The following is a 21,223-nucleotide window of genomic DNA, read 5'->3' as shown; positions in this document are numbered from 1 at the left end:
CGCCACGGCCCCATGGTTCAACGCATGTTTTCGTTAGCCATGGCATCCGGTGTGTAATAGGAAGCCGAAGGTTTTGCGATCGTCTGGTATTGGACCGCCAGATCGTTGCTCGAAGAGTTAAGGAAGTAGGCGCCGGTATCGAGGTTGTAGCTGCCCCACATGACTTGCGCAGTGAGCGCCGGCAGATCTGGCGCCAGCAGCGTCAGCGAATACTGCTGCCGTCCCAGTTTGCCTTGGGCGTCATACCCGTCGACCATCAGGATCTGCCAGGAGTCCTCGTCGACGTAGTAGGTCCGATGCGGCACCACATGGCGCTTGCCGGATTTGAGCGTGGCCTCGACCACCCAGACCCGATGCTTCTCCCAGCGCACCAGATCAGGATTGAGAAAGTTCGGTTTGACCAGGTCGTCGCTCTTGGCAAGGCCGGCGCGGTTATTGTTGTAGGGGACGATCAGTTCTTTCTTGCCCGCAAGCTTGAGATCGTAGCGGTCGGTTGGCCCGAACAGCATGAACGCTTCGTCAAACAGACCGACGCCAGAGGTGACGAAGTCCGGGGTGTCGTAGGCGATGTTCGGCGCTCGGCGTACCCGGCGCTGGCCGACCAGATACTGCCAGGCCGCACGGTTGGCCGGGTCCATGTCCCAATGCGTCATCAAGCCTTCGCCGGCCTTGGATGACGGCAGTTCGGTCAGCAGCTTGCCAACCTGGTACTTGCCGGCAAAATTTTCCAGGCTGCCACTTTCGGAGTAGTAGGGAAACTGATAGCTGAACAGGGCTCGGGTCGCCTGGACCTTCTTGCCACCGGCGGTCATCAGCCAGGTATCGAACGGCGAGCTGATGGTCTCGCCGCCCTGCCAGGACAACCGGTAGTTCCACAGTACTTGCGCGCCGTTGTCCGGGATCGGGAACGGAATGCCGCCATAGGCGCTGGCGACTTTCTCGGTTTCCACGTCCAACGTGGCACGGGTGGCATTCTTGCCGGTGTTGTCATACACCCATTGCGGGGCTGCCGCCGAGCGATGGGTCGGATATATGTCCAGGCGATAGTCCGGGTATTTCTTCAACAGGAGCTTGGTGCCTTCGGCCAGTTCGCTGGCGTACTGCTCCATGTTCGAGGCCTTGATCGAATACAGCGGTTTCTCGCCGGCAAATGGATCGGCACGTTTGTCACCCGGTTTGTAGCCCGGCGCGACCTTGGTGTAACCGCCGTCCCAGGCCGGGATGCTGCCATCGGCATTACCGGCGCGCACGCCGCCAAGAGGCGTCAATTCAGACTTCAAACGTGCTGCCTGTTCAGGCGACACCGCTGCCTGTGCCAGGCTGATGCCGGCGAAGGCCAGGGTTAGGACGCAAGTGTTCAGGAAAGCGTTGTTCTGCATGGCGAATCCACCTTATTAGAATGAGGTTTTCACGTAGAGCGAGACGAAATCGCGGTCGGCCAGCGACTGCCCGTAACTGAAATTGCCGTCCTCGCGCAGCCCGGCTTTCGGGGCCCCGAAGAAGTTCACGTAGTTGAGGCCGACATCCCAGCGCTGCAGGTAGGTCGCCTTGAGCCCGACACTCCAGTCGCCGGAATGGGTATTGCCGAAGCCCGACTTGTTGACGGCCGAAGAACGTCCATCGAGCACCACGCCCATGCCGATCGGCACGGTCAGGTCGATCCCGTCGACAATCTGGAAGTACGCAGGCTCCACCAATACCCGCAACGCAGTGGCATCGCGGGTGGTGTTGGAATCCAGCGCCGCCGCGTTCTCGGTGACGCTCAGGGTTCGGTTCCAGGCCAGTTCGGCCAGCGCCGAACCGCCGTCCCAGAAGGCCGAAGGCGATAACAGGTAGATCGCTGACAGGTTGGCGTGCGCGGTTTTGCCCCGGGCAAACAGTGAGTTGTCGCCGCCATCGGCCTCCACGCCCGGTGTCACCACTTGCAGATTGCTCACCAACGGCGCATTCCAGCGCACGGAGGTTTCACCGGCAAAGTTGAACGGCCCATAAGCGGTGGAGAAGCTGACGCCAGCGGTCTTGATATCTTCGGCGTAGACCTGACGATAGGAACCCAGGATCGGCAACCCGGTGGCCGCCGCGGCGGCACCGTCGAGGTAGGCGTACAGGCCAATCGGAGCTTTGTCATGATACTGCGCGGCGTAGAAACCCAGCTCCAGCTCGGTCCCGGTCGGTTTGAAGCGAATCTGCATGCCGCCCTGCCCCGAGTTCCTCGGTTTCAGATCGCCGCCATTCACCGTGTCGTTGCCAAATACCTCACGCAGCGAACCGCTGCCATAACCGATGGCATCGGTATCACTCAGGTAGCTGCCGGCACCGGGCAGATTGGAACGTTCCCATTCGAACTGGTAGTAAGCGCCCACCGACAACTGCGGGTTGATCTGCAACTGCCCGGAGATCTGGTTGACCGGACGCAGGATCTCCTTGAACTGAGTTCCTGGCACGCTGAGCAACTTGACCACATCGGTCGGGCCCTGGGCATTGGCAATGCCGTTGCCACCGTAGAACAGGCTTTCACCGTAAATCAGGCTGTGCCGGCCCAGACGCGCCACGCCTTGGGAGTCTTCGCCGAGGTCACCGCGCAGAAACACAAAGGCGTCGAGAATTTCAGCATCGCGGCCATGGAGCTTGCGGGTTTCGCTGAGGAAATGCGGTTGGTCGCTGTCGTCGGTGTCCTGGTTGTAGATATCGTCGTACCAGGCCGCGCCACTCACACGCAGCCCATAGTTTTGCCGGCTGAGGTCCATTTCAGAAAACAGATCCAGACGGTTGGAAACCAGACCGCGGCTGAAGTTTTTATCGCCCTGACTCTGGATCGAGGGGTACAGGCCATTGGCGGTCGGTGCGTTGACCAATCGGCTGTCCTGACCTTGCAGACGCCAGGCCTGGCTGTACTTGATGGTGTTGTCCCAACGCAGTTTCCAGTCCGAATCCCCCAGGTCCATTTGCATGGCCTCAGCCCTTTCGACCATCACACCTGCGCTGCATAACGCCAGAAACAGGGCGCAGTGCTTGAAACGAAAGCAACGTTTAACGTTGTCCATGGACGCTCCTCATTATTTTTATTTTTGGTATGGCTTTGCACGCATGGCACCAGCCAACATGCTCAGGTAGCGGCTTGCGCCGCTGTCTATTGGTGTGCGTTTCAGATGTAGGTGGAGGCCAATCCGCCATCGACTGCCAGGTTGACGCCGTTGATCCAGCGCGACTCGTCGGCACACAGGAAAGCGATCACCGCCGCCACCTCATCGGCATAACCGGGACGTTTCATGCGATGGGCATCGGCCTGGGTCCGTGCTTCACCGAGCATGCTCACAAAGTCGCCGAGGATGGGCGTGAAGACCGGGCCCGGCGCTACGCTGTTCATGCGCACTGAGTGTTCGAGGAACCAGGGCTGGGCCTGCAGGTAATTCCAGACGATCAAGGCTTCCTTGAAATACTGGTAGCAGGTCGCGTCCGGTACCGGGTGCTCGGCCAGCCAGGCTTGCGCGGCGGTGAAACCTTCGATGCGTGCCAGCGCCTTGTGCTGTTCCAGGCGTAACGGCCACTCGGCGCCGAGGATCGAGGCGATATTGACGATGCTGCCGCCAGCGGTGATTCGCGGCAGCAATGCCTGGCTCAGGTGACGCAGTCCCAGGTAATTAACCTGCGCCAGCAGTTGCGGGTTCGCAGTGCCCGGCACCCCAGCGATATTGCACAGGCTGTCGATCCGTGCCGGTAACTGCGGCAACAGTCGGTCGATGTTCTCGGCACTGCTCAGATCGCCCTGGACAAAACCGTCCAGGGTCATGTGCGGGGCCTTAAGATCGACGCCAATCACGTGGGCGCCGTGGGCGCGCAGCAGGCTTGCAGTAGCGGCGCCGATACCCGAGGAGACCCCGGTCACCAGCACAATCTTGTTGTCGAGTTTCATGTTGAGTCCTCTTATTATTTTTGTGTACTCGGTGGGCCTCGTCGGCCTGGTCCTGTCCGTCAGAACGGATAGCGTGGCGCCTTATCCTTGATCGTCACCCATTGCCATTGGGTGTATTCGTCCCAATCGGCCGGGCCGCCAACGCTGCCGCCATTTCCCGAGCTGCCGCGGCCGCCGAACGGGTTAATGCACTCGTCGGCCACCGTCTGATCGTTGATGTGCAGCAGACCACAATTGAGTTGCTCGCCAATCGCCATCGCGTGCCCGACCGAAGGCGAAATGATCCCTGCGGACAAGCCATACTCGGTGCGGTTGGCCAGGTCGATGGCCTCATCGTCGCTGGCAAAACTCACCACCGTGGCGACCGGGCCGAAGATCTCCTCGTCGAATGCGCGCATGCCCGGACGCACGCCGGAAAGCACCGTAGGTTGGTAGAACAGCCGTTCAAACTCGCCGCCGGCTTCCAGTGTTGCCCCGGCAGTCACACTCTCCGTGACGATTTCATGCACGCGTTGCAACTGTCGTTTGTTGATCAAAGGCCCCAGTACCGCTTCACCGCGAGCGGCATTGCCGACCGTGATCGCCCGGGCTTTCTCTGTCAGCCGGCGGACCAGTTCTTCAGCGATCGATTCATGGGCCAGGATGCGTCCGGTGGCCATGCAGATTTGCCCCTGATGCAGCCAGGCCCCCCAAGCGGCATTGCTCGCCGCCAACTCAAGATCAGCATCTTCGAGCACGATCAACGAGTTCTTGCCGCCCAGTTCCAGAGCGACTTTTTTCAGATGACGCCCAGCCACCTCCGCGACCTTGCGCCCGGCTGCGGTAGAACCGGTGAACGCGATCATCCGAACATGCGGGTCGCGGCACAGGGCCTCACCGGCCACTGCTGCGCCCGGTAAAACCTGCAGCAACCCTTTTGGCAAACCGGCCGCCTCGAACAACCGGGCAATGATGAAACCGCCACTGACCGGCGTCTGCGGATCGGGTTTGAGCACCACCGCGTTGCCGGCCGCCAGCGCCGGTGCCACCGAACGCAGGGAGAGCACCAGGGGGAAATTGAAGGGCGAGATCACCCCGACCACGCCATGGGGTAACCGACGCGCATAGGACAAACGCCCCGCCTCGCTTGGGAGGACCAGACCGTGGGGTTGCGACAGCAGACCGGCAGCCTGATGCAACAAGACGATCGCCTCGCGAACCTCATGTTCTCCCTTGAACAGGCTGCCGCCACTTTCCCGGGCGATGTACAGCGCCAGTTCGGCAAAGTGTTGCTGGGCCAGGGCTGCGGCTTTGCGAAAGATCTCTGCGCGTTCCCGTGGCCCCAATGCCGCCCAGGCCGGTTGAACACGGGCAGCGGTCAGGCTGGCAAACGCGATGTCCGCCGCATCGGCTAATCCTGTGACGGTCAGTACCTCGCCGGTGGCCGGCTCGATAACTCTGTTGACGCCGCCCAATGGACGTATCCAGTCGCCATTGAAGATGCGTTCGCACCACAGTGCGTTCCGCAGAAAATCAGATGGTTCACTTACCGACATTTCGGTCTCCCGGCTCTTGTGTTTGTAATTGCCTGACGCGGCCTTGCTAAAAGGATGCAGCGTCGTGAAAGCACTAGAGCAAGGGCTGTGCCGACTTCCTCTATTGCCCCGTGCTTTAAGGGGCGAAGGCTCTGGCCTGAAGGTTTGAGAGGAGCATCGACGAATAGGGCAAGGCGTTTGGCGTTCGGTCGATACCCGGCCACTTGTCCAAATGATAAAGTTATGTTTAATAACTGTTTTGCTAATTGATCATTTCGATCAGTCGATTCGCTCAGGGGCATATAACAATGAATAATCCCCATTCGCTGCTTCCTCATCTCGCGGTGCAGGAGGAACATTTCTCACCCCGGGGAGACAGCACTCAACTGACCGAGGGCAACTCACCGACCCTGGCCGAGTTAGCCGAATGCCTGTTCTTTTCCCCGGTTGACGGACGTATCTGGCTCAACGATCAGCGCATGCTGCTACTGCACAGCTCATCCTTCGGCGCGCTGCGGCGGGAGATTATCGAGCGCCAGGGACTGGAACAGACTCGCGGTCTGTTTACCCGCACCGGTTATTTGTCCGGTGCACGCGATGCGCGATTGATCCGCGAGCGCTGGCCAGACGCCGACGCCGCGGCGGTTTTCTCGGCCGGCACGCGCCTGCACACGCTCGAAGGCATGACCAAGGTCGAACCCCTGCACTTCAAATTCGACGCCGACTCAGGCTTCTACGAAGGTGAATTCCTCTGGCACCACTCCTGTGAGGCCGACGAACATATCGCCGCCTACGGGATCGGCCAGGATCCGGTGTGCTGGACCGAACTGGGCTATGCCATCGGTTATGTCAGCGGACTGTTCGGCCGCCTGGTGATCTTTCGTGAAACCGAGTGCCGGGGCATGGGCCATGAGAGCTGCCGGGTGATTGGCAAGACCGCCGAGCAATGGGGCGATGTCGAACAGGACCTGAGTTACCTCACCGCCACGCCATCCAGCGTCGCCCCCAAGCCGCGTCCGGCCCCGGCGCCCGCGCCCCAGGATGACGACAGCGAATTACCCGGCGGGCAAAAACCCATTGGCGCCAGCGCCGCCTTCAACGCCGCGACCCTCGCCTTGCAGCGGGTTGCGCCGACGCCGGCCACGGTGCTGTTCAGTGGCGAGTCCGGGGTCGGCAAGGAATTGTTCGCCCGTCAGTTGCATCAGTTCAGCCCACGCCATCAAGCACCTTTCGTAGCCCTCAACTGCGCCGCGATCCCGGACAATCTGATCGAGGCCGAACTGTTCGGGGTCGAACGCGGCGCCTATACCGGCGCGACCCATTCGCGCCCTGGACGCTTCGAACGCGCTCACGGTGGCACCCTGTTTCTCGATGAAATCGCCAGCCTTAGCCTGCCCGGGCAGGGCAAGCTGCTGCGTGCATTGCAAGAGCGTGAGATCGAACGCATCGGTGCAAGTCAGTCGATCAAGGTCGATGTCCGGGTAGTGGCCGCAACCAATGTCGACTTGCGCAAAGCCGTGGCGGCCGGAGACTTTCGCGAGGACCTGTTCTACCGCCTGAACGTCTACCCCATCACGTTGCCGCCATTGCGCGAACGCCGTGACGACATCCCGTTGCTGGTCAATGCGTTCCTGCGGCGCTTCTGTCAGGCCTACGCCCGCAAGCCCGCCGGGTTGACCATGCGCGCGCTCAAAGTGCTGTTGCGCTATGACTTTCCCGGCAACGTGCGGGAATTGCAGAACCTGGTCGAGCGCGGCTTGATCGCCAGCGAAGACGGTCAAGCCATCGATCTGATCCACCTGTTTCGCAACGAACCCATGCCGCAGGAAGCGTACTCTCTGGACGGCAATGGCAGCCTCGCAGCCACTGACCAGAGCCCCGCTACCACGCAGCCTCGTCCGGCCTTGCTGGAAACCCTGGCTCGTCTGGAACACGGCTTCTCCATTGAAGGCCTGGAGTCGCGTTTGATCGACGAAGCGCTGCAAAAGAGCGAAGGCAACCTGGCCGCCGCCGCTCGGTTGCTGGGATTGAGTCGTGCGCAGTTTGCCTACCGACTGAAGAAGTACCGACAGGCATCGGTTTGACTCAGGCTGAGTCAATGCAAGCCCATCTCGGTAGAAGCAGCCCCGCTCTTGTTGAAGCACGGAGGTTGGCGTAGCAACGGCTACCCGTCGCAGATGAGGATGAAACGAAATTATCTTGCCAATATAGTTATGCTGATTAACTATGATTGAGGTTAACTTGTTTCCCCCATAACACGCGCCCGGAGTCCACATGCCCCTCAACAGCATCGACGGCATCATTGAACAGCTCAGCAAATTGCCCCCCCTCAGCTCGCTGACTGTCGATCAACAGCGTCAACAGGCCGAACAACTCTTCGGCGCCGGCTCCTGTGCCGAGGGCGTGATCTTTGAGGCCGCCAATCTGGCCAGCGTCAGCGGACTTTGGGCCATTCCCACAGATGCCCGGCCCGGCTTCGTGTTGCTGTATCTGCATGGCGGAGGCTACTCATTCGGCAGCGCCCGGGCCTATCGCCCGCTCGTCAGCCAACTGGCAGCCCGCAGCAGGATTCGTACCCTTTGCATCGATTACCGCCTGGCCCCGGAACACCCTTTCCCGGCCGCCGTAGAGGACGCTCTGGATGTCTACCGTGCACTCCTCGAAAACGGTATGAACGCCGAGCACCTGGTGCTGGTCGGCGACAGTGCCGGTGGAGGTCTTTGCATGGCCCTGATGCTGGCTGCCAAGGCCGCTGGTTTGCCGCTGCCCGCGGCTGCGGTAGTGATGTCGCCTTGGGTGGACATGGCTCAGACCGGAGCGTCCTGGAATTTGCAGAAGGCTCGAGATCCATTGCTCGGCCCGCTTGCTGGCAAGACCTTTATGGCCGACACCTATCTGCAGGGCGCCGAGCCACTGAATCCGCTGGCCTCCCCCTATACGGTGACCTTCGGAGTCTACCGCCAGTGCTGATCCAGGTAGGTAGTCGGGAATGCCTGCTGGACGATTCAACCCGGCTCGCCAGCCGCCTGGCCAGCGCCGAAGTGGCGGTACACCTGGACGTCTGGCCGGGAATGATTCATGTTTTCCAGACCATGAGCGATCAACTCGAAGAAGCCCGCCGGGCACTGGACCAGATCAGCGCCTTCCTTCTTCAGCACTTGGGGGAAGATATGTCCCGGCTTCAAGTTTGCGTAGAATGCGGGTCGATACCGTATCCAAATAAACAACGGCCGGTAGACTCATCCTCCCTGTGATCAACTGGTGATTTGTGGCGCCCTTCCACGTTCAATGCCTGACCTGTCAACCATGAGCGAGAGCTCATGGGTATTAATTACCAATACAAAAGCGCTTTGCAGGTTTTGTCTGTCGGTATCGCTGCTTATTGCTGGTAACGCATCTGGCGCGCCATCACCGCTTGAGTTGTATATCCCAGACGCGCCGCCACTGACGTTTGTCGATGACGCCAAGGGTCACGGAATGGTCGGAGAAGCCGTTCTGACGGCCATTGCCAACGCCGGCTATGTCGCTCATGTCCATGTGCTTCCCTGGGCCAGATCGCAGAAATACGTCAGCGAGAAGCAGGATATTTTGATAGCCCCCTTGTCTCGCACGCCGGAACGCGAAGATCGCTTCACCTGGATCACGTCAATCATGCCCATGGAGCGCGCTTTTTCAGCCTCGACCGGCCGGTGAGCAGCTTCGCCCAAGCGAAAAAAACCTACCGGGTGATCGGTGTCGGCCTGGGCAGCGCTCAGGAGGAAATCCTGCGTGCACAAGGCTTCAGCGACGAGCAGATCTACCCGCTGACCATTGGCGACAACCCTGCGCAGATGCTTTTGAAAGGTCGCATTGATGCCTGGTTCAATGGTGTTCCCGAGAGTCAATACATCTGGCCGAAGGTGTCTGAACGCAAGCTGTTCATGAGCCCCGTCATGAGCAGAGCGGAGCTCTATCTGGCTTGCTCCAGGCTTTGCTCCGCTCAATTGGTGCAAGACTTGCGCAAGGCGGTTGAAACGCTTCGTGCTGACGGCACTTTGGCGCGTATACAGCGGAGCTATTTATCGCCATGACGATCGGCAACAACTCGTCCGCTGGCCGTAGATTCGCTACTGTGTTTGTCCCGCTTTCCCCGTTCGCGGATTTGCCATCGACGTTTCTTCTCGCCATGAGCGGTAATGGCCCGTGGCGCGGGCGGCGCTAACCGCCCCGCCACCGCTGGCGCACTGATAAGATCGCAGCAGGTTTACGCTGATATGGCTGCTATGCGCTTTCCGCCGGCACCGCACTCTGCTGCCCATGCTGACGCGCGGTCACCAGGCCGACAAAGGAAATCACCAGCGCCAGGCCGATGGTCGAAGAAACTTCCATACGGTGCTCGGGCGTCACCATCATCACCGCCAACGCGGCGCAGATGAAGGCGATGACCAACCAGGTGAGCCAAGGGAACAACCACATCTTGAAGGTCAGCGTGACGTTCTGCCGAAGCAGAATCTTGCGCATGCGCAGTTGCGACACGGCGATTACCAGGTACACCAGCAAGGCAATGGCGCCGGAGCTGGCGAGCAGAAACTGGAATAAACCGGCGGGCATGAAATAGCTGAACAAGGTCACACCGGCACCCAGTACGGTGCTGGCGATCACCGCAGCCCTCGGCACGCCCGCCGACGACGTTACCTTCAGCGGCTCCGGTGCATCACCGCGCTTGCCCAACGAAAACAACATGCGCGAAGCAATATAAATCGACGAGTTCATGCAGCTGGCCACGGCAATCAACACCACCATATCGACCATGAGCTTGGCGTGGGGAATGTTCATCAGCTCAAGCGCTCGCTGGTAAGAACCCACCGACGCCAACAACGGATCGTTCCAGGGCACCACGGAAATGACCACGAAAATGGACAGCACGTAGAACACCCCGATGCGCCAGATCACCGAGCGTGTAGCTTTGGCGATGTTCTGCGCCGGGTTGCTGGATTCAGCCGCTGCGATGGTCACCGCTTCCGTACCGATGAAGCTGAACATGATGGTGATGAATGCCCCTACCACCGCTGACAAGCCGTTGGGCGCAAAACCGCCATGTTCCTCCATGAGTCGACTCAATCCGCTGGCTTCGCGCTCTGGAATCCACCCCATCAACACCGCAAAACCAAGGCCGATGAATCCAATGATCGCCACGACTTTGGCCATCGCAAACCAGAATTCGAACTCACCGTATTTGGACACACTGAACAGGTTAGTCACCACCAATAAAATGATCGACAGCAAGGCAAACAACCAGGTATCGATCTGCGGGAACCATTGATTCAATACATGCCCGGCCGCGAGCGCCTCGATCGGTATCACCAGCACCCAGAACCACCAATACAGCCAGCCGATGGTGAAGCCTGCCCAACGCCCGATTGCCTGGTCGGCATAGGTAGAGAAAGATCCGGTGTCCGGGTTTGCAACCGCCATTTCGCCCAGCATACGCATGACCAGAACGACCAACAGGCCGGAAAACAGATAAGCCAGCAATACCGCCGGCCCTGCGGCAGCGATGGCATGTCCCGAACCGACAAACAAACCTGCGCCGATTATCCCCGCGATAGAAAGCATTGTGACGTGACGCGGCTTGAAACCCTGCGCCAGTTGTCCGTTCGAATCTTTGGAGTTCAGGCTATTCATTGTTTTTTTATTCTCTGGTGATCGACGTTAGGGCGTACTGACTGAGGGTCAGGCGATCATCATTTCTCCCTGTTGCCGCATCCGAACGCGGCGCACCTCAAACGCTCCTGAGTTTCTAAATCAGGCATCACGGCTGCACGCTGCCATGAAGTGACGCGCCACCTTACGCGTCTTGTCTTGAAAGCCAATAGCCCGAATGCGCCACTTTTGAGTCTGATTTCGACATGCGTTGCGCGTAACTCGCCTGGTGAAATGTCGTCCGAAACTAGCCGCCCTCATAACAAGGGCGCTACCTGTCTATCCGTTACAAAGTGTACGAGAAGCCCATTTGCACGGTTCTCGGCGCACCCGGATAGGCGTAGACGTTGCCAAAGGCACCTTCATCATAGTGGCTGTCGAACAGGTTCTTCAGGTCAAGATTCAACCGCAGGTGTTCGTTGACTTTGTAATAACTGAGCAGGTCGACCACCGTGTAGCTGTCCATGGAGAAGGCATTGGCCGCGGTCTGGCCGGCGCGCTCGTCGACATACTTGGTGCCCAGCCCCAGGCCCAGCCCTTTGAGGTCGCCGTCCTGAAACTCGTAGACGTTCAGCAGGCTGAAACTGTTGCGTGGAATGTTCACCAGGCGCGTGCCTGACTTCAGCACGTTGTCCTGGGTGACTTCGGCATCCACATAGGCGTAGCCACCGATCATGCGCCACTCCGGCGTGAGGTTGCCGGCCACATTCAGATCGAAGCCACGGCTACGAACTTCGCCCGCCGCCACGCTGAAGGTCGAGTCCACCGGGTCTGTCGTCAGGACGTTGCGTTTTTCGATCTGATACACCGCGGCATCCACGCTCAACTGGCGATCGAAGGCCTCCCACTTGACACCCACCTCGTAGGATTTGCCTTCTTCAGGTTTGAAGCCGCCGCCCGTTCGACTCGCACCGCTGTTGGGCTTGAAGGACCGCGCCGTATCGGCATAGATCGCCACGGTCGGGGTCACGTCGTAGATCAGCCCCAGGCGCGGGGTGACCGCGTTGTCGCTGTTGGTCCAGCTCGTACCGTTGACGAGGTAACTGTCGTAATCCTGTTCGAAGCGTTCGAAACGCACGCCTGCCAAGGCTTTCAATCCCTCGGTCAAGGTGACCTGGTCTTGCACGAAAGCGGCGTAGGTCTTGAGGTTTTCCTGATCGTGGGTGGTGGTGCGAGTCAGCGCCGGACGCGGCTGGCCGTAGACCGGATCAAAAATATCGATGGGGTAGGCACTCACCGCCCCACTGGAGCGACGGATGATCGACTTGTAGTCGTAATCCTCATATTCGATGCCCGTCAGCAACGTGTGGTCGAATCCTGCCGTGGAAAAATGCCCGGTCAGGTTCAACTGCACATCCCGGTCGCGCCACTCCAGCTTGCGGTAGTTGAAGTTGCGTCCCAGCGTGCGGCCGTCGGCAGCGACACCATTGCCTTCGATGGCATTGCCTTGCATGCTGCCGTCTAGCCACTGGCCGCCGCCGCCCAAGGTCCAGTCGTCGTTCAGGAAATGCTCGAAACGCACCTGCGCCATGTTGTTGTCGTTGTGCAGCTTGCCGATATCCTTTTCACCGAAAAAAGTATCTCGGGACGCGACGCCGATCTGATTGCGATAGCGGGTCACACCCCGATCGAGCGGCGCGTTGTTGCGCATGAAATCGCCTTCGAAGGAGATACGGGTGGTGTCGTTGACCTGCCAACCGAGCACCGGCGCCACACCGTAACGCTCGTTTTCGACGTGATCACGGAAGGTATCGCCACCCTCGCCTATCACGTTCAGCCGATAGGCCAGTCGCCCTTCATCATCCAGCGGCCCTGAGGCATCCAGCGTGCCGCGACGCATGCCCTGATCGTTGAGCTGACTGCCCAAGGTGACGGTGCGCTCTGCCAGGGGTTGTTTGGACACCACGTTGAAGGTGCCGCCCGGGTCGCCACGGCCATAGAGTGTTGTGGCTGGCCCGCGCAGGACCTCCAGGCGCTCGATGGTATTGGCATCGGGCATGTTCGGGTAACCACGGTTGATCGGGAAGCCGTTGCGGTAGAACTCACCGGTGGTAAAACCACGCACGGTGAAAGTGGTCAGGCCCTGGCCGCCGAAATTGTTCGCACGGCCCACGCCACCGGCGTAATCAAGAGCGTCTTGCAGTCGAGTAGCGCCAAGGTCTTCCACGACATCCTTGGTGACAACACTGATGGATTGCGGGGTTTCATGAATTGGAGTGTCGGTGCGCGTCGCACTGGCCGAACGAGTCGCCCGATACCCTTGGACCGGGCCCTGAGCAGGCTCTTCGAATGTGCCGTTGATGTCGATCGCTTGTAACTCTATTGACGCAGGATCGGTCGGTGCCTGGTCAGCCCAGGTGGTCTGGGAAATGGCTTGGATCACACACAGAGAAACGAGAGTTCGACGCATCGACAGACAACCTTGAGAAGATGCCGGGCACATCAGGAGCTCGGCGAGAATTGATGACGAATAATATCAATTCCCATTCTCTGCTGATACGTTTTATCTCGGTAAAACAGGGGGCGAGAGCAAAATTAATTGCGATCATGGCCGGGCCTCAGTGACGCAATAGCCTACGCAGCGGAACCCCATCTTTGAGTACCGGCGATTTGATAACGATGTAACTGAAGTACTTGGAGATACCGATATTCTTGTCCAGCAGACCTTCCATCACTTCCTGATAATGCTGGATGCTGCAGGTCATGAAACGCACCAGGTAATCGTAACCACCACTGATCAAGTGGCACTCAAGTACCTCATCGACCAAACGAATATTGGACTCGAACTTGGCGAAGTCTTCCCGCTTGTGGTCGCTGAGCGTGATCTCGGTAAATACCGTGACCGAGTCGGTAATCTTGGCGAGATTGAGATGGGCTCTATACCCGGAAATATACCCGGCCGACTCAAGCCGCTTGACCCGTTGCAAGCAAGGGCTGGACGACAGACCCACCGCATCGGCCAGGCTGACGTTAGTCATTCGGCCGTCTTTTTGCAGCTCAACCAGGATACTGATATCAATGCGGTCTAGTTTGATCAAACCTTCCATCGCATACCTCTTGATGCCGTTCGGATGTACAGAGGTTATAACAAAATCAGCGGTGTAAGGATTGCTGATGCTGAGCGACCAGGTCGGCCATGCTATTGATGCAAAAATCCGCAGGGCATTGCTGGGTGTCGTTCCCATGGCCACGACAAATCAGGCACAAACCAGCCGATTTTGGGGGCTCGGCAGGAGGTCTGGAAACCTGCAAGATATCTTTGGCTTGCAGGTTATTGTCCTGCAACCAGACGCTGTCCTCCAGTGGCTTGCTGACTCGGGAAAGCAAGTCCTCGGGCGTAATCCCCAGACGCTCACAGAGCTGTTCGCGATCCTCGGCATCACGATCGCAGCACACCAGCAACCGATAGAATTTGCGCAGATACAACATGGCCCCGGGCGCATCCTCGAACAGTGACCAGTTGCCCACCGATCGGGCGAAACTCATGCCCTCCTCCCAACTGGCCTTGAGCCCGAAATGCTCTGCCAAACGGCGATGGGCCTGCCACAACAAGCCACTGAAACCCAGCTCGGCAAAACGTGGATAGAGCGTGCGCACCGCCTCGTCAAACTCAGCCAATATCTCTTCCCTGCTCAGCACGCCCGGATGGTTTTCGAACAACGGTTGCAGGGCCGTCCAGATACCCGAATCCCGATCCACCAGAACTTCATCGCAATCGATCAACAGTGCACGATAATCAGTCAGGTACATGGTGTGTAGCCTCCCATGATGCGTTTCATCAATCCATGCGTTCCAAATGCCCCGGTTGACGCAGCGACACTGCGCCGACCGAAGTCTGAGGTTAATTCAACACGCGTAACAATGCTGCCTCAAGAATCGTCAGCGCTTCGTCGATCTGATCGTCGTCGGTCACCAGAGGCGCAAGGAAGCGCAGCACATTCCGGTGTACGCCGCATTTGATCACCAACAGCCCGCCAACCCTGGCCTGATCGATCAATTGCTGGGTGAGTTCGGCGTCGGGGCTGCGGGCCTCGTCGTCTTTGATCAGTTCGATCGCCAGCATGAAGCCAGTACCGCGTACGTCACCAATACGCGGATGACGTGCCTGCAAGCGCAGCAGGCCCTGACGCAACCGCTCGCCCAATGCATCACCGCGTGCGAGCAATTGTTCCTGTTCGTAGGCTTCGATCACCGCCAGCGCCGCCGCGCAAGCCAAGGCGTTACCGCCGTAAGTACCGCCGAGACCACCGGGTAATGGCGCGTCCATGATGTGCGCACGACCCACCACGCCCGATATCGGCAAACCACCGGCCAGGCTCTTGGCGACGGTGACCAGATCCGGCTGAATGCCTGCGTGCTGGAAACCGAACCATTTGCCGGTGCGGCCGAAGCCGGTCTGAATTTCATCGAGAATGAGCACGATGCCGTGTTGCTCGGTCAGAGCCCGCAGTGCCTGGAGGAACTCCGGCGGCGCGGAGAGGAAGCCTCCATCGCCCTGCACCGGCTCGATGATGATCGCCGCTACCCGGTCCGCAGGGACTTGGGTCGCCAGCAATTCGTTCAGGGCTTGCAGCGCCATCTCGCTGGTGAAACCGCGATAGGCGTTAGGGTACGGGGTATGGAAAACCTCGGGCGCGAACGGCCCGAAGTTCTGCTTGTAGGGTTGGCTCATGCCGGTCAGGGTCGTGCCGAGCAACGTGCGCCCATGGAAACCGCCACGAAAGGAGATGACCGCCGGGCGATTGGTATGCGCGCGGGCAATTTTCACCGCGTTTTCCACCGCCTCTGCACCGGAGGTAAACAGCGCCGCCTTATAGGCTTCGCGACCACCGACCAACTCGCACAAACGTTGTACCAGGTCCAGATAGGGTTTGTAAGCCACCACCTGGAAGCAAGCATGGCTGACCTTTTGCAATTGGGCCTGCACCGCCGCAACCACCTTCGGATGATTGTGGCCGATGTTCAAAACGCCGATGCCACCGACGAAGTCCAGATAACGTGTCCCATCCACGTCCCACACCTCGCAACCCTGGGCACGATCGATAACCAGCGGATGTGCGGTGACCAAACCCCGTGGCACGAATTGATCGCGTTGACGGAGCAAACTCGGGGTTTCTTCGACTTTACTGTTCATTGGCATCTCTCATAGTGGGCCTGGCAACCGGGAAGCGGCTGCGACGTGTTTCACAGGTTAAGCTTTCGACGCAATTGTCTAAGCCGAACTTGGCCTCTGAGAAATAGGGATCGACTGTTTTCACCCCGGCAAACAGCAGAATCCTTCAGCGACGGTCACCCCCCATGGAATCTGCCGATAGGTGCCCCCTACAACGCAGCGTCGAGTGTTTACGCAGAGTCTTTCGACATATCCTGCTTTGTCACTCGGGCATGCTTGAGGCTCCCTATTTGATGCGAGAAGTTACCCATGGCCCTGCTCTATAAAGCTGACCCGGTGCGCGGCGAACAATGGAAGCGCCTGTTCGCCGAACACGCTCCGGATATCGAATGGCGTGCCTGGCCGGACATCAGCGATCCGAAGGATATTCGCTACCTGGCGGCCTGGCAGGCGCCGGACGATCTCGACACCTTGTTGCCCAACCTGCAAGTACTGTTCGCCTTGTCGGCCGGGGTCGATCAGCTTGACCTTGACCGCTTGCCCACAAACCTGCCGGTGGTACGTTTACTCGACCCGGGCATCACCCGGGGCATGTGCGAATACGCCAGTTTTGCGGTGCTGAGCCTGCACCGGGATATGCTCCGTTATCGCCAGCAACAAATGGCTCGGTGTTGGCAGGCTCACCTGCTGCAACCGGCAGCCAAACGTCGAGTGGGCGTAATGGGGCTCGGCACACAGGCTCAACAGATTCTGGCCACCTTGCAAACCTTTGGTTTCGCTTTGTCGGGATGGGCACGCAGCGAGCATCGCATCGCCGGGGTGGACTGCTTTGCGGGTGACGAGCAACTTCCGGCCTTCCTCGGCCAGTGCGATATCGTGCTGTGTGTCTTGCCATTGACCGAGCAGACCAAAGGGATTCTCAACCGTCAGTTGTTCCAGCACCTGCCCAAAGGCGCTGCCTTGGTCAACATGGGCCGCGGTGGGCATCTGATAGAAGAGGATCTGCTCGAGGCTCTGGCCAGCGGCCAACTCAGCGCGGCGGTGCTCGACGTACTGGAACAGGAACCGGCTGCGCCGGATCATCCCTTCTGGCAGCATCCGCAGATATTGCTGACACCGCACATCGCGGCGATGACTCAGCCAGAAAGCGCATTTAGCGTGTTGCTGGAGAACATCCGTCGGCATCAACGCGGTGAATCAATGCTTGGCCAGGTTGACCGCGAGCGAAGTTACTGACTGCTGGCCTTACTCCAATGGCTATCGCGAGGAGTGAGCACAGGGCGCCATGTTCAACTCCGCTTCCGGTTTCACCCAGGGCAAGCCAGTCAGTTAAGAGATAGAACAAGCTCCCTCGCCACAGGTTCAGTCTCACGCTTAAGTGGCTGGCATTACCCGTATGGGCGCCTTTTTTCAGCAATGTATCCATCAGCAGTGCCCTTCACTTTGATTTGCATCCTGAAAACCGACCCGGTATTTGCTGCCGATCCAGCTTCCTGTTTGAGCAGTAACTGTGGTCTGCAGAGCCGTCGCTGACGGAATCTGCCGAATCAATTGGAGCCTCTTGTCAGGCCATGCCGTAGGTGAGATACCGATACTTTGCGCGGAGAAATCCGACCGATTACGCGTCCTGTCAATGGAGACCTGCCATGTCCATCTCGCAACGCCCGGCCTATATCTATCGCCCCATGACCTCGGCCGATGTGGCGTCGGCCCATGACTTGTCCGTGCAGTTGAAGTGGCCCCACCGCCTGGAAGACTGGGCCATGTTGCAGCGCATCGCGCGGGGTTTTGTCGTAGAAGACGCAGGCCGCCTGATCGGTACCGCGTTCACCTGTGGGCAGGGAGATTACGCCACTATCGGCCTGGTGATCGTCAGTGATGAATATCAGGGCCAGGGTATAGGTCGCAAGCTGATGGAGCTGGCGCTTGAGGCCTGTGGATCGCGTACCGCCGTGCTCAATGCGACGCTCGCCGGTGCCCCGCTTTATGCCAGCCAGGGATTCATTGAGTTTGGACATATTCAACAACATCAGGGGCACGCACAGGTTCCTGCACCCAATGACCTGGCAACCGGTGAGCGCTGCCGTCCGCTGACCGAAGCCGATCGGGGCGTCCAGATTGAACTGGCCAACGCCGGCAGCGGCCTGGACAGACACGCCGTGCTCAATGATCTGTTCGATGTTGTCGAACACTCGGTCGGTATCGAGCGCGATGGTCAGTTGCGCGCTTTCGCCCTGCTGCGTCCATTCGGCCGTGGTCGCTGTATCGGTCCGGTCATCGCAGAGACTCCAGAGCAGGCCAAGCACTTGATCGCGGTGTTGCTGGCCCAAGTGCCAGACGCCTTCGTGCGCATGGACATACCGTCCGACAGTGGTCTGGCCCCTTGGCTGGAAGAGGCCGGGCTGAAGCACGTCGACACCGTCGCACAAATGGCTCGCGGTACCCCTCCGCAGACTATCGGCGCAGTGCGCCAGTTTGCTCTGGTGACTCAGGCCATCGGCTGACAAACCCAACGTTACATCCAATGCATTTCCTGGAGAAACACCTTCATGCTCGAACCCACTGCAGTGCTGTTGGCACACGCCGACGGCAGTCTCGCTTCAACAAAATTCACCTCCGGTTCGTTGGGGGCCATCGATCCTTTCGACCGGCACATTGCTTATCTCGGGCCGGATGACATCGCTGCCGGCGTGGTCCAGGCGAGCGGACAGTTCAATGTCGATAACTATCCTTACAGCGAAACGATCGTGGTTCACGCGGGACGCGTCACCCTGCAGAGCGAGGATCACAGGCTCCAACTAAATCCCGGCGACAGCGCCGTGATCGCCCGCGGGACGTCGCTGCAGATCGACGCGCAACCCGACTCTCTCTGGGCATTCTGCGCGGATACCCAGCTCGTTGAAGAACGCCATCCCGGGCTCACCGCGCTCCCCCGCTAACCCTGCTCTCTCCCTCGGCTGCACCGGGGCCAGACATTCTGCTAAGCCCGGCACCGCAATGTCGTTCGCACAATTTGTTTGTCGAAGAACCGACCAACCTGCGCATCGGCGTCTGGGATTCGACACCCTATACCCGCGGGGCGAGGCCGCACCTGCTGCATGAACTGATGCACCTGATCGAAGGCAGCGTCACCCTTCAGGTGGCGGACGGGATCGATCTGACGGTCAACACCGGCGATACGGTATTCGTACCCCGAGGTGCCCCCTGCGCCTGGAAGAGCAGCGTCTATGTGCGCAAGTTCTACGTCGTCAAATAACTCGAACCGCGTTAACGCCGGCAGACGGAGTTTCCTCCGCTGGCCCCCATCACCAAACCGATTAATCACTGCGGAGTACAGACAATGGGATTAGGTGGCTTCAGTACCGGGAAACTCCTGATCATCCTGTTGATCGTGATCATGCTGTTCGGAACCAGACGCCTGAAAGGCTTGGGGTCGGACCTCGGCGACACGATCAGGGGGTTCCGCAAATCCATGGGCGACGATAAGCCAATCACTGACAAGCCCGAGGACCAGCCCATTGACGTCCGGGCACGCATGTTCGAGGACTCGTAAAAGTGGTGCGCAAAATATTGGTGTAAAGCTTGGTCTCATCCCCTTTCGCATAGTTTGTGACGGGTAACCAGCATCATAGGAAATAACCCGTCCATGGGCGAGCTGGCGCCCTCCTTGCGCGCAGCACTCCCCCGGTAAAACCATCAGCAACTTCCGCATTCAAGACTTCCCTCACATTCCGCTCCCCTCCTTCGTTACCTCCTTCGCAACAGCAAAGGAAAGGCAGGTTAAACATGTGAGCGATAGACAAAAAAAAGCCCGCAGTGTGAACGGGCTAAAAAGGGTGACGCACAAAAATGAATAGCGCTTTCCAGCCGATCTGTCGTTACCTCAGCTCAAAGCGCGGCGGCGATTGCCATACCGACATCCTGGGTCGAGCCCTGCCCGCCCAGATCGGGAGTGATCGGTCCCTGGGCGATGATCTGCTCGATCGCCTGCAGAATTCCGTCATGGGCCGCGCGATAGCGTTCATCACCGTTGCCGAGGAAATCGAGCATCAAGGCACCGGACCAGATCATCGCAATCGGGTTCGCGATGTTCTGCCCATAGATATCCGGCGCCGAGCCATGCACCGGTTCGAACAGCGACGGAAACCGCCGCTCCGGATCGAGGTTCGCCGATGGCGCGATGCCGATGGTTCCAGCGCAGGCTGGCCCCAGGTCGGACAGAATGTCGCCGAACAAATTCGACGCCACCACTACATCGAAGCGGTCCGGTTGCAGCACAAACCGCGCGCACAGGATGTCGATGTGTTGCTTGTCCCAAGTGACGTCCGGGTACTTCGCAGCCATCAATGCGGTCCGCTCGTCCCAGTACGGCATGCTGATGGAAATCCCGTTGGACTTGGTCGCCGCCGTCAGGCGCTTGCGCGGTCGGGTCTGGGCCAGATCGAAGGCGAACTTGAGAATCCGGTCCACGCCGCGCCGGGTGAACACCGACTCTTGCAGCACGAACTCATGTTCGGTGCCTTCGAACATCTTGCCGCCGATCGACGAATACTCGCCTTCGGTGTTTTCGCGGATCACCACGAAATCGATGTCCCCGGCTTCACGTCCGGCCAGCGGACACGGCACACCGGGAAATAGCCGCACCGGGCGGATGTTCACGTATTGGTCGAAATCGCGACGGAATTTGAGCAACGAACCCCACAGGGAGATATGGTCCGGCACCTTGTCCGGCCAGCCAACGGCGCCAAAGTAAATCGCGTCGAAGCCCTTGAGTTGTTCGAACCAGTCGGCGGGCATCATCTGCCCGTGTTCCAGGTAGTAATCGCAGTGAGCCCAGTCGAGCACTTCGATGCTCAAATCCAGTTGCCATTTCTTCGCGGCCTGCTCCAGTACCCGCAACCCTTCCGGCAAGACTTCCTTGCCGATGCCATCGCCGGCAATCGCGGCAATTCTGAATGGTTTGTTCATCAATCGTGGCTCCTCAATATCTGTTCAAACGGT

14 protein-coding genes and 3 pseudogenes are annotated in these 21,223 nt (G+C 59.1%); 7 read left to right on the top strand and 10 right to left on the bottom strand.

Annotated elements, in window-relative coordinates; all coding sequences use genetic code 11:
• Positions 1–17: 17 nt before the first annotated feature.
• The 4 genes from AB4O41_RS01030 to AB4O41_RS01015 form a co-directional block, all read right to left on the bottom strand.
• Positions 18–1,379: a DUF1329 domain-containing protein gene (locus tag AB4O41_RS01030; protein ID WP_460145825.1), complete on the bottom strand. Its 1,362-nt coding sequence runs from the start codon at positions 1,377–1,379 to the stop codon at positions 18–20.
• A 15-nt stretch (positions 1,380–1,394) separates the two neighbouring features.
• Entirely contained in the window at positions 1,395–3,044 is a 1,650-nt protein-coding gene (locus tag AB4O41_RS01025) for a DUF1302 domain-containing protein (RefSeq protein WP_460145824.1), read from the bottom strand.
• A gap of 101 nt (positions 3,045–3,145) precedes the next feature.
• Positions 3,146–3,913 carry a coniferyl-alcohol dehydrogenase gene (locus tag AB4O41_RS01020; RefSeq protein ID WP_460145823.1) on the bottom strand — a complete coding sequence of 256 codons (768 nt, stop codon included), beginning with the start codon at positions 3,911–3,913 and terminating at the stop codon, positions 3,146–3,148.
• A 59-nt stretch (positions 3,914–3,972) separates the two neighbouring features.
• On the bottom strand, positions 3,973–5,448 hold the full coding sequence (locus tag AB4O41_RS01015; protein WP_460145822.1) for a benzaldehyde dehydrogenase: 1,476 nt from the start codon (positions 5,446–5,448) through the stop codon (positions 3,973–3,975).
• Positions 5,449–5,735: 287 nt separating this feature from the next.
• On the opposite strand from AB4O41_RS01015, the gene AB4O41_RS01010 reads away from it, so the two are divergent.
• The 3 genes and pseudogenes from AB4O41_RS01010 (at position 5,736) to AB4O41_RS01000 (ending at position 9,497) form a co-directional block, all read left to right on the top strand.
• Entirely contained in the window at positions 5,736–7,511 is a 1,776-nt protein-coding gene (locus tag AB4O41_RS01010) for a sigma 54-interacting transcriptional regulator (protein WP_460145821.1), read from the top strand.
• Between the two features lie 190 nt (positions 7,512–7,701).
• Positions 7,702–8,681, top strand: a pseudogene (locus AB4O41_RS01005) (alpha/beta hydrolase).
• 52 nt (positions 8,682–8,733) lie between these two features.
• Positions 8,734–9,497, top strand: a pseudogene (locus AB4O41_RS01000) (substrate-binding periplasmic protein).
• Between the two features lie 190 nt (positions 9,498–9,687).
• On the opposite strand, the gene gabP reads toward AB4O41_RS01000, so the two are convergent.
• The 5 genes from gabP to gabT form a co-directional block, all read right to left on the bottom strand.
• A complete protein-coding gene (gene gabP, locus AB4O41_RS00995) occupies positions 9,688–11,091 on the bottom strand; it encodes a GABA permease (protein WP_460145820.1) in 1,404 nt (467 codons plus the stop codon).
• Between the two features lie 304 nt (positions 11,092–11,395).
• Entirely contained in the window at positions 11,396–13,519 is a 2,124-nt protein-coding gene (locus AB4O41_RS00990; protein WP_460145819.1) for a TonB-dependent siderophore receptor, read from the bottom strand.
• A 148-nt stretch (positions 13,520–13,667) separates the two neighbouring features.
• A complete protein-coding gene (locus AB4O41_RS00985; protein ID WP_048393171.1) occupies positions 13,668–14,156 on the bottom strand; it encodes an Lrp/AsnC family transcriptional regulator in 489 nt (162 codons plus the stop codon).
• A gap of 46 nt (positions 14,157–14,202) precedes the next feature.
• Entirely contained in the window at positions 14,203–14,859 is a 657-nt protein-coding gene (locus AB4O41_RS00980; RefSeq protein ID WP_460145818.1) for an HAD family hydrolase, read from the bottom strand.
• Between the two features lie 91 nt (positions 14,860–14,950).
• Positions 14,951–16,243, bottom strand: coding sequence for a 4-aminobutyrate--2-oxoglutarate transaminase (gabT, locus tag AB4O41_RS00975; RefSeq protein WP_460145817.1), 1,293 nt, complete (start codon positions 16,241–16,243; stop codon positions 14,951–14,953).
• Positions 16,244–16,531: 288 nt separating this feature from the next.
• Between gabT and AB4O41_RS00970 the strand changes: the two genes are divergently transcribed.
• The 4 genes and pseudogenes from AB4O41_RS00970 to tatA all read left to right on the top strand — a co-directional run bounded on the left by AB4O41_RS00970 (position 16,532) and on the right by tatA (position 19,775).
• Positions 16,532–17,458, top strand: a complete 927-nt coding sequence (locus tag AB4O41_RS00970; RefSeq protein WP_460145816.1) for a 2-hydroxyacid dehydrogenase — start codon at positions 16,532–16,534, stop codon at positions 17,456–17,458.
• A gap of 410 nt (positions 17,459–17,868) precedes the next feature.
• Complete coding sequence (locus AB4O41_RS00965) at positions 17,869–18,726, top strand: GNAT family N-acetyltransferase (RefSeq protein WP_460145815.1); 858 nt, start codon at positions 17,869–17,871, stop codon at positions 18,724–18,726.
• 45 nt (positions 18,727–18,771) lie between these two features.
• Positions 18,772–19,478 (top strand): annotated as a pseudogene (locus AB4O41_RS00960) (cupin domain-containing protein).
• 84 nt (positions 19,479–19,562) lie between these two features.
• A complete protein-coding gene (tatA, locus tag AB4O41_RS00955) occupies positions 19,563–19,775 on the top strand; it encodes a twin-arginine translocase TatA/TatE family subunit (RefSeq protein ID WP_460145814.1) in 213 nt (70 codons plus the stop codon).
• A 335-nt stretch (positions 19,776–20,110) separates the two neighbouring features.
• On the opposite strand, the gene AB4O41_RS00950 is transcribed toward tatA, so the two are convergent.
• Positions 20,111–21,190: a tartrate dehydrogenase gene (locus AB4O41_RS00950; protein ID WP_460145813.1), complete on the bottom strand. Its 1,080-nt coding sequence runs from the start codon at positions 21,188–21,190 to the stop codon at positions 20,111–20,113.
• Positions 21,191–21,223 lie beyond the last annotated feature (33 nt).

Source organism: Pseudomonas sp. S2_A02, from assembly GCF_054668495.1.
This window is presented reverse-complemented; position numbering and strand designations above follow the sequence as displayed.

What these genes read in the sequence shown, in the direction of transcription:
- AB4O41_RS01030 (WP_460145825.1), bottom strand. Translation starts at nt 1,379, where the DNA reads ATGCAGAACAACGCTTTCCTGAACACTTGCGTCCTAACCCTGGCCTTC.
- AB4O41_RS01025 (WP_460145824.1), bottom strand. Translation starts at nt 3,044, where the DNA reads ATGGACAACGTTAAACGTTGCTTTCGTTTCAAGCACTGCGCCCTGTTT.
- AB4O41_RS01020 (WP_460145823.1), bottom strand. Translation starts at nt 3,913, where the DNA reads ATGAAACTCGACAACAAGATTGTGCTGGTGACCGGGGTCTCCTCGGGT.
- AB4O41_RS01015 (WP_460145822.1), bottom strand. Translation starts at nt 5,448, where the DNA reads ATGTCGGTAAGTGAACCATCTGATTTTCTGCGGAACGCACTGTGGTGC.
- AB4O41_RS01010 (WP_460145821.1), top strand. Translation starts at nt 5,736, where the DNA reads ATGAATAATCCCCATTCGCTGCTTCCTCATCTCGCGGTGCAGGAGGAA.
- gabP (WP_460145820.1), bottom strand. Translation starts at nt 11,091, where the DNA reads ATGAATAGCCTGAACTCCAAAGATTCGAACGGACAACTGGCGCAGGGT.
- AB4O41_RS00990 (WP_460145819.1), bottom strand. Translation starts at nt 13,519, where the DNA reads ATGCGTCGAACTCTCGTTTCTCTGTGTGTGATCCAAGCCATTTCCCAG.
- AB4O41_RS00985 (WP_048393171.1), bottom strand. Translation starts at nt 14,156, where the DNA reads ATGGAAGGTTTGATCAAACTAGACCGCATTGATATCAGTATCCTGGTT.
- AB4O41_RS00980 (WP_460145818.1), bottom strand. Translation starts at nt 14,859, where the DNA reads ATGTACCTGACTGATTATCGTGCACTGTTGATCGATTGCGATGAAGTT.
- gabT (WP_460145817.1), bottom strand. Translation starts at nt 16,243, where the DNA reads ATGAACAGTAAAGTCGAAGAAACCCCGAGTTTGCTCCGTCAACGCGAT.
- AB4O41_RS00970 (WP_460145816.1), top strand. Translation starts at nt 16,532, where the DNA reads ATGGCCCTGCTCTATAAAGCTGACCCGGTGCGCGGCGAACAATGGAAG.
- AB4O41_RS00965 (WP_460145815.1), top strand. Translation starts at nt 17,869, where the DNA reads ATGTCCATCTCGCAACGCCCGGCCTATATCTATCGCCCCATGACCTCG.
- tatA (WP_460145814.1), top strand. Translation starts at nt 19,563, where the DNA reads ATGGGATTAGGTGGCTTCAGTACCGGGAAACTCCTGATCATCCTGTTG.
- AB4O41_RS00950 (WP_460145813.1), bottom strand. Translation starts at nt 21,190, where the DNA reads ATGAACAAACCATTCAGAATTGCCGCGATTGCCGGCGATGGCATCGGC.